General features: G+C 72.9%; 10 protein-coding genes and 1 pseudogene. 5 read left to right on the top strand and 6 right to left on the bottom strand.

The genetic code is table 11. The features are described 5' to 3' along the window. Positions 1-429, top strand: a pseudogene (locus BM142_RS24905) (hypothetical protein); the annotation flags it as partial. A 7-nt stretch (positions 430-436) separates the two neighbouring features. Here the strand turns inward: BM142_RS24905 and BM142_RS18140 are convergent. From BM142_RS18140 to BM142_RS18125, 4 genes are all read right to left on the bottom strand, one after another. Then, positions 437-1738, bottom strand: a complete 1302-nt coding sequence (locus BM142_RS18140) for an NAD(P)H-dependent oxidoreductase (RefSeq protein WP_175527339.1) — start codon at positions 1736-1738, stop codon at positions 437-439. Next, positions 1735-2304, bottom strand: coding sequence for a dTDP-4-dehydrorhamnose 3,5-epimerase family protein (locus tag BM142_RS18135; protein ID WP_092201821.1), 570 nt, complete (start codon positions 2302-2304; stop codon positions 1735-1737). The genes BM142_RS18140 and BM142_RS18135 overlap by 4 nt, the downstream gene beginning before the upstream one ends. A 198-nt stretch (positions 2305-2502) precedes the next feature. Continuing rightward, positions 2503-3555 (bottom strand): alpha-hydroxy acid oxidase, encoded by a 1053-nt coding sequence (locus BM142_RS18130; protein ID WP_092201819.1) that lies wholly within the window; start codon positions 3553-3555, stop codon positions 2503-2505. A gap of 65 nt (positions 3556-3620) precedes the next feature. Further along, positions 3621-4733, bottom strand: coding sequence for a glycosyl hydrolase (locus BM142_RS18125; protein ID WP_092201817.1), 1113 nt, complete (start codon positions 4731-4733; stop codon positions 3621-3623). A 1227-nt stretch (positions 4734-5960) separates the two neighbouring features. On the opposite strand from BM142_RS18125, the gene BM142_RS24675 reads away from it, so the two are divergent. Together BM142_RS24675 and BM142_RS18115 are read left to right on the top strand one after the other, a co-directional pair. After that, positions 5961-6776 carry a hypothetical protein gene (locus BM142_RS24675; protein ID WP_175527338.1) on the top strand — a complete coding sequence of 272 codons (816 nt, stop codon included), beginning with the start codon at positions 5961-5963 and terminating at the stop codon, positions 6774-6776. A 143-nt stretch (positions 6777-6919) separates the two neighbouring features. Then, a complete protein-coding gene (locus tag BM142_RS18115) occupies positions 6920-8494 on the top strand; it encodes a sugar transferase (RefSeq protein ID WP_092201813.1) in 1575 nt (524 codons plus the stop codon). A 318-nt stretch (positions 8495-8812) separates the two neighbouring features. Here the strand turns inward: BM142_RS18115 and BM142_RS18110 are convergent, their stop codons facing one another. Then, entirely contained in the window at positions 8813-9640 is an 828-nt protein-coding gene (locus tag BM142_RS18110; protein ID WP_254791058.1) for a hypothetical protein, read from the bottom strand. 253 nt (positions 9641-9893) lie between these two features. Then, positions 9894-10913: an NAD-dependent epimerase/dehydratase family protein gene (locus tag BM142_RS18105; RefSeq protein ID WP_254791057.1), complete on the bottom strand. Its 1020-nt coding sequence runs from the start codon at positions 10911-10913 to the stop codon at positions 9894-9896. 188 nt (positions 10914-11101) lie between these two features. On the opposite strand from BM142_RS18105, the gene BM142_RS18100 reads away from it, so the two are divergent. Both BM142_RS18100 and BM142_RS18095 read left to right on the top strand, forming a co-directional pair. Beyond that, entirely contained in the window at positions 11102-11941 is an 840-nt protein-coding gene (locus BM142_RS18100) for a glycosyltransferase family protein (RefSeq protein ID WP_254791056.1), read from the top strand. 3 nt (positions 11942-11944) lie between these two features. Continuing rightward, positions 11945-12604, top strand: coding sequence for a PIG-L deacetylase family protein (locus BM142_RS18095; protein ID WP_092201807.1), 660 nt, complete (start codon positions 11945-11947; stop codon positions 12602-12604).

The raw sequence follows: 12604 nt of genomic DNA, 5'->3' as shown, positions 1-12604 counted from the left end.
GACGCCGCCACCAGGTCCGCGGACGCCGCCACCGGGCCCGCAGCGGGGAGCCCGACCGCCACCGCCGCCGGTCAGAGCGGCGGTCCGGGACCGATCGTCGGGCCCGTCCCGACGATCGCCGACCCGACGCCGACGGTGCTCCCGCCGGTCGACCCGACGCCGACGGTGCCGCCCGCCGACCCGACGCCGACCGAGCCGCCCGCCGACCCGACGCCGACCGAGCCGCCCGCCGACCCGACGCCGACCGAGCCGCCCGCCGACCCGACGCCGACCGAGCCGCCGCCCGCCGACCCGACGCCGACCGAGCCGCCGCCACCCGTCGACGAGTCCACCGCGACGTCCGCGCCGTTGCCGCCACCTCCCCCGCCGGCCCCGAGCACCGGGGTGCCGCCGCTCTCGGACATGGTCGACAGCTTCCTGAACGGCTGAGCCCGGGCTACCCCGCGGCGGCCGCGCCGAAGAACAGCTCGTCCTGCTCGGCGCGCAGCCGATCGATCAGCCGCCCGGTGGGCAGCTCGACGTCGGCGTAGCCGATCACCTCGTCCTTGCGCACGTCCCGGAGCAACCGGGCGCCTTCGGCCAGCCCCAGCGGCAGCAGCCGGTCCCGGTGCGTGACGTCGGCCCGCTCGGCCTCGCCGTAGTAGTGGTAACCGCCGGGACGGTCGAGCTCCTCGCCGGCCTTCAGGTCCGTCTTGGCGACCGTCACGACGTCCACCTGAGGCGCCCCGGCCGGCCGGATCGCCGGATCGCCCAGCAGGGCCACCCGCGCCACCGTCGTGGGCACTTCGAAGTGGCACAGGTGGTAGGGCGTGTAGAAGCTGTAGAGCGGCCCGGTCCCGAGCTTGTAGAGCTCCAGGTAGTGCCGCTGCTTCGGGTCGTCGTGCTCGCCGAGGACGTAGATCCCGGGCCCCGGCTGGCTGCCGACGACGTAGTCCACGCAGCCACCGAGCGCCCGGAGCTCCTCCACGTCGTACATGCCGGTCAGCTCGTCGACGTGCCCGCGGTGGTCACGGCCCAGCATTCCCCGCCTGTGCACGGTCATCCCGGCCGCGTTGGCGACCAGTGCCTCCTCGACGCTGACCTTGGTGCCGTCGGCGAAACTCGTGACCATCCACGGGTCCTGCCCCCACCGCTTGGCGAAGCCCTCCTGGGTGGTGGGGTTCCGGTAGGGATCCTGCAGGCCCTTGATGTTGCCGGCGACGAGCGGGCGGAGCCCGATCTGACGGACGAACCGGATGAGGTTCATCTGCACGGCCGGCTGGTCGCCGTCCGCTCCGGAGTAGACGACCCCGGCCGCGTCGGCCTTGGTGACGAGCAGCGGGCCGAGGGTGGCGTCGACCTCGGCGTTGAGCAGCACGAGGTGCTTGCCGGCCGCGAAGCAGGCCAGGGCGAGCTCGGCACCGAACGCCACCGCACCGGTGGCGTCGACCACCACGTCCACCCGGCCGGCCTGCGTCACGACATCGATGTCGTCGGTGACTGCGACGTCGCCGGCGGCCGCGAGCCGGTCGACGTCGGCCGGCGCATCCGCCGCGACCGGGACGGCTCCCGCCGCGGTGATCGCCGCGTGCGCCTTGCCGGGCGTCCGGTTGCACACGGCCACGAGCTGCATGCCGGGCGTGCTGTTGACCACCTGGTTGATCAGCCCGGTGGCCATGAAGCCGGCTCCGACGACGGCCAGCCCGATCGGCCGCCCCTCGGTCTGCCGCTGCCGCAGCAGCGTGTCGACGGCGATCACGAGGGCCTCCTGGCCGCGAACGTCGCCGCGTTCGCCTCGTCGGAGAAGGCCGGCCAGGAGGCGTCCTTGTCCGAGATGGCCGACACCGGCAGCGGCCAGCTGAGGCCGAACGCCGGGTCGTCGTAGCGGTACCCGACCTCTGCGCCGGGGGCGTAGGAGACGCTCACCATGTAGAGCACCTCGGTGTCGTCGGTGAGGGACTGGTAGGCGTGCGCGAGGTGCGGCGGCAGGTACAGCGCATGCCGGTTGTCCGCGCTCAGCTCGACGGCGACGTGCTGCAGGTACGTCGGCGAACCCGGCCGCACGTCGACGGCGACGTCGACGATCGCCCCGCGGGTGCACCGGATGAACTTCGACTCCGGGTGCCCGGGCAGCGACAGGTGCAGCCCGCGCACCGTGCCGGCCTTGTGGTTGGTCGAGACGTTGCACTGGGCGACCTCGGGCCGCATGCCGTGCTGCTCGAACTCGCTGGTGTCGAATGCCCGGGCGAAGGTGCCGCGCTCGTCGGAGAACGGCTCCATCTCGACGAGGTACACCCCGTCGACGGCGAGCGGCGTGTACTTCACGACGCCTTCCCGCAGAGCTGCGTGTCGACCTGCTCGATGCGCATCAGGTATTCGACGGGGGCGACATCGGGCCGGCCGACCATGCAACTCTCCTTGCGTAGCGCGAAGACTCCGGTTCGGAGCGTATGGGCATCCGCCAGAGGGCGGAACCTGACCCTGGCCGGCCACTCCAACGGGTGACCGGCAGGCGACGCCGGCTCAGCGGGGTGCCGGCACGACCATCGTCGCGTCCAGGTCGGCGGGTCGGGTCGCCCCGGCCACCGCGAGCACGTGCCGGAGGTCGTCGGCCAGCGCGTCGAGCGCGACGCGCACCGACGGGGCGCCGCCGGCGGCCAGCGCCCAGAGCACCGGCCGGCCGACGAGGACGGCGTCGGCGCCGAGGGCGAGCGCGACGAGGGCGTCCGTCCCGCCGCGGATCCCGCCGTCCACCAGCACCGGCACCCGGCCGCCGACGGCGTCGAGGACGTCGGGCAGTACGTGCGCCGCGGGCACTGCCCGGTCCAGCTGCCGGCCCCCGTGGTTGGAGACGACGACGCCGGCGGCGCCGGCCTCGACGCAGCGCAGCGCCTCGTCACCGCGCAGCACGCCCTTGACCACAACGGGCAGGCCGCTGATCTCGGCGAGTCGGCCGATCACGTCGGGGGTCATCGACGGGTCCTGCTCGGCCGACTCGCGGCCGACCGCACCGGGCAGCAGGTGCTGGGCCAGATTGACCAGGTACTGGTCGTCGGGAACCGCGATCCGCACGCCGCTCACCTTGTTCTTGCGACCGACGTAGGGGGTGTCCACGGTGAGCACCACCGCGCGGGCGCCCGCTGCGGCCGCCCGCTGGGTCAGCGCTTCGGTCAGCCCGCGATCGCGCATCAGGTAGGCCTGGAACCACCAGGGGCCGGTCGACGCGCCGCCGATGTCCTCCAGCGTGCGGGAGGCACGGGTGGAGACGACGGTGAGGCAGCCGGCGTCGCCGGCGCCCTGGATGGTGGCGCACTCGGCGTCGGCGTGTGCCAGCCCGTGGAAGGCCATGGGGGCGACCACGAACGGGGAGGCGACGCGCACGCCCAGCAGCTCGGTGGTGAGGTCGACCACCGAGACGTCGCGGAGCACCCGGGGGCGCAGGCGGTAGGAGCCCCAGGAGCGCTCGGCCTCCTGCAGCGTGGTCTCCTCACCGGAGCCGGCCGCGTAGTAGTCCCAGACCTCGGGGGGCAGGACCGCGCGGGCGGTCTCGGCATGGTCGGCGAGCGTCGGCAGCACCGGCGCACCCTACGACTGCTCCGGGCAGTCCGGGAGCGCCGCTCACCCGTACGGGGACGTGGTGCTCACCAGAGGCGCCGGTAGGCCTCCGCGCCGAGCGGGGCGCGCGTCTCCGGCATGAGGGCGAACCGGTTGTCCTCCCGCAGCACGTTGAACAGGATCTCGTAGAGGAGCTGGCCAGGGCCGGCGCCCGCGTTGGCGCGGAAGAACTGGTCCATCTGCTGCATGAAGCCGGGTGAGTCACCGAACGCCGCGTCCGTGTTCCACTCACTCACGGCGAAGGGCAGGCCGATGCTGCGGGCGAACTCCAGGTGGCGCTGGATCCCGCGCGGGGCGCCCATGTGGTCGACGCGCATGGCGACGTCCTGGAACGCCTCGGCCGTGTCGATCCACGGATAGCCGTTGAAGTAGCTGACCGACATCACGTCGACGTACTCGGGCCCTGGGAACGCCTCGCGCCAGTCCAGCTGGTTGCTCCCCGGGGTCTCGCAGTTCGGGGCGAAGACGAGCGCTGCGCCGGGGAACTCCTCCAGCTGCAGGAGACGGAACCGGCGCCAGGCGGTGACGAAGTCCTCCCGGCTGGCGCCGGTGACGCTCCACGGGTACCAGTCGCCGTTGAACTCGTGCGCCAGCCGGATGTAGAGCCGGCCGGGCCGGTCCCCCCAGAGCCGTGCCATGTCACGCAGCGAGCGCCGCCACCGGTCGTCGTAGGCGCCCTGCGCCGCGGCTGCCCACGTCTCGCCGGCATCAATCGCGCCGATGGCGATCTCCAGGGAGCCCGGCCAGTCGCCGTACTGGCCGTCGGGCTGCAGCTGCCACAGGGCCCGCTGACCGCGATTGCTGTCGGCCCAGGTGCCGGCGATGGGTACCTCGGTGCCGCGCCAGGGCCCGAACTCGCCGTCGGCCACCGCATTTCCCGAGGCTCCGGACAGCCACGTCGGGCCGACCGACTCGGGGACGACGGTGAACGACGAACGTGCGGTGGCCGGGCAGTCCGAGGACGAGCCCGGCCCGGTCGCCGGGCGGAGGACCAGCGTGTACGCACCCTCGGCCAGGTCGAGTGGAACGGTGTAGGTACCGGCCTGTCCGTCCGTGCCGCTGAACACCTCGTCGCGGGCCACCCGGCGACCATCGGCGTCCTCCACCGTCCAGCGCAGGATGCGGTCGTCCCCGGCCACGGTTCCGGCAGCGAAGAAGGGTCCTGGGTGCATTGCCGCGCCGACGACCGGGGAGTCCACCGTGATCGCGGGGGCGCTGCAGTCCGGAGGGGTTCTGCGCTCCCCCTCGGCCACGGTGACGGCCGGACCGCACCCGACGAGGAGCAGGGCAACCGCGAGCGCCGCCCCGGTCCGGGCCGGCCCGTGACCGGCTGCCCGGTCCTGCTGGGGCGTTCGGGGGGTAGAGGGGGGCATGACCGTCCAGACGCTCGACTGCGGGAGCGGCCGGCGGGCCCTCCGGACCGGCCCCTGCTCATGGTGCGCAAGACGGTCCGCCGACGCATCACCCGGAGGTCTGATGTGCGATGAACCGGAATCCCGCCTTCTGCCTACGAGTGTCGCAACAATACGTAATCGTGTCGGCACGCTAGCTAGTGGACATGACTCTCGTTCTGCTGGGAATGGGCACCTGGATCCGTTCTGCTGGGAATGGGCACCTGGATCGCGGCCGCGGCCATTGCCGCCCGGTCGTCGGTGTCGCCCCGCGCCGCGCCGGGATCGCGGCCGACGGTCGCCTGACCCCGGAACCGGACGGACCGGCTCGGGCGACGGCGGCAGCCACCGCGAACGCCTGGCTTGCCATGCGCCGCCGTCACGCGGAGAGTGTTCGGGGATCGATGGTGCTGGACGTGACCAGCAGAGGAGATGCGTGTGGTGCGGGGTGGCACAGCCACCCGGTCGACCGGTATCCCGGCCCGGGGCCGACCGACCGGTGCCCTCTCCTGCTCCCGTCCCGCCGGTGAACGGCTTCCGGGTCGTGGCCTCGTATCCGCCCATGTGCTGCTCGTGCCCGTCCTGGCCGCGGTCGCCTGGTTGCTGATGGCGTTCGCGCAGGACGTCGCCCGCGCCGACACGGCCTCGCCGCCCGTGGTCGCCACGTCCGACGGTGCTCCCCCTGCTCCGGCTGTGGGAGATCCGCCGTCGCGCGGACCGGCCCACGAGACCGCGTCGGGACAACCCGCCCGCGGGACCACACCGGGTGCCGACGACCCCGACACGGAGGAGCCGTCACCGGCGCAGGGCGCCGCCAACGCACCGCCGGCCGTCTCCGGATCAGCGCCCGCGGATGGCCGGCCGGTCGAGGAACCGCCGGCCGCGGAGGCCGCCGGCAGCGGTGCGGCCGAGGCACCTGCCCCGCCGGGTCCTCAGCCTGAGCCCACTCCCGACGGATCGTCGACGGACGTCGCGGTGCCGGAGACCCTTCCCGGCCCGGAGACCGAGCCCACCGTCGGCATCAGCACCGAGGAGCTGCCCCCGGAGTCGACGACGCCGGCCGCACCGGGCTGCGGGGTCCCGACCGGCGAGGTGCCGACGGACGTCGGCGCGCCCGACACGGTTCTGCCGGCTCCCGGCGACGGTGCCCCTCCCGAGGTGCAGGTCGCGGCGGACCCGCCGGTCTGCGACCCCCCGGCCGACGGCACCACCGCCGAGCCCGCCCCCGCCGTCGACCCTGTTCCGTCCAGTCCCGAGCCCTCTACCGCCGCTCCGCCCGTCGACCAGCCGGCCGAGCCGGCGGTCGTCCAGGCGGAGCCCCTGCAGGCCCCGGCGCCGGTCGCCCCGGCATCGGTCGTAGTGGCACCGGTCGACCCGGCAGACATCGGTTGCGCCGCCACCGGACCCGAGGGGCAGGCTCGCGGAGCCGCGGCCGTCGACCGGGTGGGCGGTGGCACTCCCCAGGGCATGGCCGGCGGACGCACGGCCGTTCCTGCACCGGCCGTCGTCGCGGTTGCCACAGAGCCGATGATCCCCGCTCCGCCGCCTCCCCCGCCGGCCCCGGCACCCGCTCCCGTTCCGCCACCCTCCGGACCCGCCGGGCCGTCGGTCGGCGGCTCCTGCAGCGCCGGCATCGGCTCCGGTGGTCCCGGCCACGACACCGGCTCCCTGCACGCCGTCCTCGAACTCGTGCGTGCCACCGCGTCGAGCAACGCAGGGTGGAACTCCGCCCCGGCCGGCTCAGGAGCCGCCGTGGGCTCCGGCAACGACCCGGGCGCCCAGCCCGACTGAGCGGGCTCGCCTGATCCGACGCCGCCCCGGCGTCATCAGGCGCTTCCGCACGTCCGGCGCCGTACGCGCGGACCTCAGCGGGGAGCGCCTGACTCCTCTGCTGCTGCTCGCTCCACGCACGCGTTCCTGGAAGGACTCTTCCGATGAGCGATCTCGAGTACGTCGAAGTCACCGGCCTGGTGCACCCGTCGGCACCCTCCGAACTCCCGGGCACGGACGAGGACCGCTCCGCGCCGAACGTCCGCTCCCGCAGGACCCCCGGGGACCACGATCCGGCGTCGATCTCGACGGACGTGCCCCGCACCGTCACCATTCACGAGCCGGAGGTCCTGGCCACCCGCTGGGCGCACCTCGCCCGGTTCGGCATCCATCCGTTCCTGGTGCTGCTCGACATGCTCGCGGTCGCCGTCGGCGCCATCGGCATGGAGGTGCTCAGCCGGCAGCTGGACCTGGAATCCCCGCTGCGCAAGACGTTGGCGTTCGGAGCTGTCCTCGTGGGCCTGTTCGCCGTCGGTGGGCTGCACCGCTCCCGCCTGTCCATGTCGGTCCTCGACGACCTCCCGAGCATGACCGGGCGGTGGCTGGTCGCAGCCGGCCTCGCCGTCCTCGGGCAGGTGATCTGGTCGCAGGCCATCTGGGCGAACTACATCATCCACTGGCAGTTCCTCTGGGGTGCCCTCACCATTGGGGTCGTCGCCGTCCTGCTGCGTGGACTCGGGTACGCCGTCGTCCGCCGGCTGCGGACCCACGGCTTGGTGGCCCACCGGGCTCTCGTCGTCGGCGCCGGCCGGGTCGGACGTCAGGTGTCGGGCATCCTGGAGTCGCACCCCGAGTACGGCCTGCACCCGATCGGCTTCCTCGACGCCGATCCGCTGCGCCACGACGGCGGATCGCTACCCGTACTGGGTGGGCCGGGGTCCCTGACCGCACTGCTCCGCGAGGGGGTGGTAGGCAACGTGGTGGTCGCCTTCTCCTCGATGAAGGAATCGGAGATGGTGCACATCATCCGCACCTGCGACCGCTACCGGTGCGAGTTGTTCGTCGTCCCGCGGCTCTTCGAGCTGCACCAGGTGGACGCCGACATGGAGTCCGCGTGGGGCTTCCCGCTGGTCCGACTGCGACGGTCGACCCACCGCAGCCCGGCGTGGCGGGTGAAGCGGCTGGTCGACGTCCTCGCCTCCGGGCTGACCCTGCTGTTCCTGGCGCCGCTCCTGGCCGTGCTGGCCATCGGAGTGCGGCTGGACGGCGGACCCGGGATCCTCTTCCGTCAGGAGCGGGTCGGCGCCGACGGCCGGCACTTCGACGTCCTGAAGTTCCGATCCCTGCGACCGGTGGACGACGCCGAGTCGGCCACGCACTGGAATATCGCGCACGACGACCGGCTCAGCCGGTTCGGGCGCTTCCTCCGCGCGACGTCGCTGGACGAGCTGCCCCAGCTGTACAACATCCTGCGCGGCGACATGAGCCTCGTCGGCCCGCGGCCGGAGCGGCCGCACTTCGTCAACCAGTTCCAGGCGCTCTACCCCAGCTACCACGCGCGGCACCGGGTGCCGTCGGGGCTCACGGGCTGGGCCCAGGTGCACGGCCTTCGCGGTGACACCTCGATCGCCGAGCGGGCCCGGTTCGACAACTACTACATCGAGAACTGGTCGCTGTGGCTCGACCTGAAGATCATCCTGCGCACGGTGAGCGCGGTCCTGCGCCGAGCAGGTGGGTGAACCGGCCCGTCACCAGGTACGAAAGGGTGCGCCGCGGTCGCCGGCCCGGCCACGGGTGCCGAGGCATGTTTGCACCCGTCCCATGACGGGCATTTCAGCGTCGTTCACTCTCGATCGAGCACCGTCCCCGGCCGGTTCACCGAGGCGCCGGCCCGCATCGTAGGAACGTGGCCATGTCGTGGTTGCTGATCGCCGCATTCGCCTGGGGGGTGCTCGCCCCCGGCCTGGCGCTCGCCATCGGTCTGGCCTTCCGCCTGGCGAACGGGGACACCGGGCCCGCCGACCGGACGGACGAGGCCGGCGCGTTCGTCCGGGGCCTCAGTCGCCCATCGACGGAGACCCCGGGCGTCCGGACGTCACTCGTCCGACGAACGGCGCGGCGGCCGCGACGTCGACGGTTCGGGCATCGGCCGTGCGGCGCAGGACCCAGTCTGCAGGCAGCACGAGGCGCGGCGCCGCCCCTACGAGGACGGCGAACAGGAACGCGACGCCGGCGAGCGCTGCACCGCTCTCCCCGATGAAGGTCGTCGCCGCCGCCCAGGACGCGGGGACGACGTCGGCGACCGCGAACGAACCGACCGACGCGGCCGCGTACCCAACCAGCCCGCCCAGGACGCGGCGCCGATCACGCCGCTCGGTACGGCTCAGGAACCAGAGTGCCACTCCGGCTCCCACCACGAGCGCGACACCGACCAGGACGGCGATCCGGCCCCCCGCCGGGTCACCGCCACGGGCGTCGGCAGGCGGGATGCCGCCGACCCTGGCTGCGGCGATCCCTGCCGCGAGGACGGCGACACCGAACCACCAGACGCGACGGTCGGGCATCCGCGCCGCAGCGACGACAGCCGCGATCGCCCCCACGGCGAAGAGCCCTGCGACGAACATGCGCGGCACCGACAACGGCCCGTCCAGGGAGAACGCCTGCGAGGCGCTGCCGGTCGCACCGGACAGCCGCAGCGCGTAGGCGATGACCTGCAGGGCGACAGCGGTGGCGACGAGAGCAACGCCGACCGGAGGCAGGGGAAGGGCGCGACGCCGGGTCCGGGACCCGGCGACCGCCCCCGCGATAGCCGGCGTGCGGCCGGCGCCCGGCGCGGCTCGGTCTCCCCATCCGATGCACCTCCCCAGCACAAGCCCGACGGGCACGGTGAGCACCAGTCAGCCGAGGACGCCGCCGAAGATCCAGAGCCACCACACGCTCAGGTCCTCGGCAGGACTGGACCCGGACCTGACCGTCCGGTCGAGGAACCGCTACGCCGTCCCGGGCACCTCCGCACCTCCCGGCGCACCGCTCAGGAGGCGAGGCGCTCCGCGCAGGAGGAGGACCCGGCGACGAGGCTGCGCTCGTCGCCGGGCGGTTCGCTCCGGACGAACCGGACGCCGTCGTCCCCCTGCGGGGTCACCTCGCGGGCGCCGTCCAGAAGAGCTCGGCGTCGACCTGCTTGGTCCGCATCAGGTACTCGATCTGCTTGAGCCGGGTGTGCCCGCGGCCGGTGAACGTCGACTCCTCCATGTCGATCGCCTCGAAGATGCGGCGCAGCTGCGCGGCGCCGGCCCGGGCGTCCCAGTCGGTGTCGTAGCCGGGCAGCACCTCGCGGATGCGGTCGAAGGCGACCCGGTAGCTGCGGTTGTCGGCGCTCGGGTCGCCGAAGGTGACCTGGCAGCCGGGGAACTCCCCCGCGACGATCTCGGCGATGTCCCGGACGCGGTAGTTGTTGCTCTCGCTGCCCACGTTGAAGATCTCGCCGTGCACGCGCTCCCGCGGGCTGGCCAGCGTCATCCGGATCGCCTTCGCGATGTCCAGCGCATGCACCAGCGGCCGCCACGGCGTCCCGTCGCTCGTCATCGCGATCTTGTTGACCGTCCAGGCCAGGCCGGACAGGTTGTTGAGCACGATGTCGAACCGCATGCGCGGGCTGGCACCGAACGCGGTCGCGTTGCGCAGGAACGTCGGCGAGAAGTCGTCGCCGGCGAGGGCGCCGACATCGCGCTCCACGAGCGCCTTGCACCGGGCGTACGCGGTCTGCGGGTCGACCGGGCTGGACTCGTCGACCGTCCCCTCCGCGACCCCGTAGACGCTGCAGGAGGACATGTAGACGAATCGCCGCACGCCCGCCGTCCGCGCGGCCTCGGCCAGGCGCACGGAGCCGTGGTGGTTGATGTCGTAGGTGATGTCCCCGATCAGGTCACCGATCGGGTCGTTGCTGAGCTCGGCCATGTGGACCACGGCCTCGACGCCCTCGAGGTGGCGCGGCTCGAGCCGGCGGATGTCGAGGGTCAGCGTCTCCGGGGTGAGGTCGAGTCCGGGATAGAGCCAGCCGTGCTTGTAGAAGCCCGTGTCGACGCCTACGACATCGTGCCCGGCCCGCATCAACTCCTGCGCCGTCAGACAGCCCAGGTAACCCTCCGTGCCCGTCACCAGTACTCGCACGTTCGCCTCGTCTCTGCTCTCGCTCCGTGAACCGTGCGTCACCGCGCGGCCGATCAACCAGGACGCTACCTGTCCTGACCACCAGATGGGTGACGCAGCGTGACGATACTGGCTAATCTGCGCCAGAGTCCTCCGGAAGGCGCGTCATCGCCACCAGGGCGTACGCAGCGTGATGCATGGCACGGGGTGGCCGCGACGAGGGGAGCGACGTGAAGGTCGTGCTGTTCTGCGGTGGTTACGGGATGCGCATGAGGGACGACGTCGACGACGTCCCGAAGCCCATGCAGATGGTGGGTGACCGCCCCCTGCTGTGGCACGTGATGCGCACCTACGCCCACTTCGGTCATACGGAGTTCGTCCTCTGCCTGGGCTACGGCGCGCACCACGTCGTCGACTTCTTCCGGGGGTACGACGAGACCCGGTCGAACGACTTCGTGCTGCGGAAGGGCGGCACGGAGCTCGAGCTGCTCTCCTCGGACATCGCCGACTGGACCATCACCTTCGTGCACACCGGCATGGACACCCCGATCGGCGAGCGCCTGCGCCGGGTCCGGGACCACGTGGCCGACGAGGACGTGTTCGCCGCGAACTACGCGGACGTCCTCACCGACGCCCCGCTGGACCACATCGAGCAGTGGTTCCGGGCCAGCGGCGCGGTGGGCAGCCTGCTCGCCGTACCGCCCCAGGCGGCCTTCCACATGGTCGACAGCGACGCCGACTGCTTCGTCCGCGCGATCACCCCGGTGACGACGCTGGACGTGCAGGAGAACGGGGGCTATTTCTTCTTCACCCCGGAGGTCTTCGACCACCTCGGGGAGGGCGAGGACCTGGTGACCCATGCCTTGCCCCGCCTGGCGGCGCAGCGCCGGCTCGTCGCCTACCCCTACACCGGGTTCTGGAAGCCGGCCGACACGGTCAAGGAGCGCAGCGAGCTCGACGCCATGGCGCGCCACGGCCACCGGCCGTGGGCACTGTGGGCCGAAGCCGCCTCGGGCCGGCCGGCGGAGGTGGGCTGACCGGTGCTACGCCTCCCTCTCGGACCGGGACGCCCGCTGCGGCTGGCACTGCTGGGCGCGCACTGCGACGACGTGGAGATCGGGTGCGGCGGGCTGCTGCTGGACCTGGCCGGGCGCGGTGCGCTCGAACGGGTCGACGTCCTGGTCGCCTCCTCCACCCCGGACCGGGAGGTGGAGGCTAGGGCCGCCCTCGCCGCGTTCTGCGCGCCGGCGGTCCCAGCCGTCCGGTTCGGCGGGCTGCCCGACGGGCGCATGCCCGGCCACTGGAGCGCCGTCAAGGACCTGCTGCAGGAGTTCGCCGCCGGCAGCACGCCCGACGTGGTCCTCGCCCCCTCCCCCGCCGACGCCCACCAGGACCACCGACTGCTGGGCGAACTGGTCCGGACGGCGTTCCGCGACCACCTGGTGCTGCACTACGAGATCCCGAAGTACGACGGCGACCTGGGCGCGACGCGGCCCCAGACCTACTGGCCACTGACTCCCGAGCTGGTCCGGCGCAAGTACGCCCTGCTGCACGAGCACTACGCGTCCCAGCGCGGGCACGACTGGTTCCGCGAGGACACGTTCACCGCTCTCGCCCGGCTGCGCGGGATGGAGTGCCGCTCCGACTACGCGGAGGCCTTCGCCAGCCCTGCGGTGACGCTGGGCTGGGCGGGCGGCTAG

It is taken from the genome of Blastococcus tunisiensis (assembly GCF_900112815.1).
In the GTDB taxonomy this organism is placed as follows: domain Bacteria; phylum Actinomycetota; class Actinomycetes; order Mycobacteriales; family Geodermatophilaceae; genus Blastococcus_B; species Blastococcus_B tunisiensis.
The sequence above is the reverse complement of the archived record's forward strand: the minus strand, read 5'-3'. Positions and strand labels throughout refer to the sequence as shown.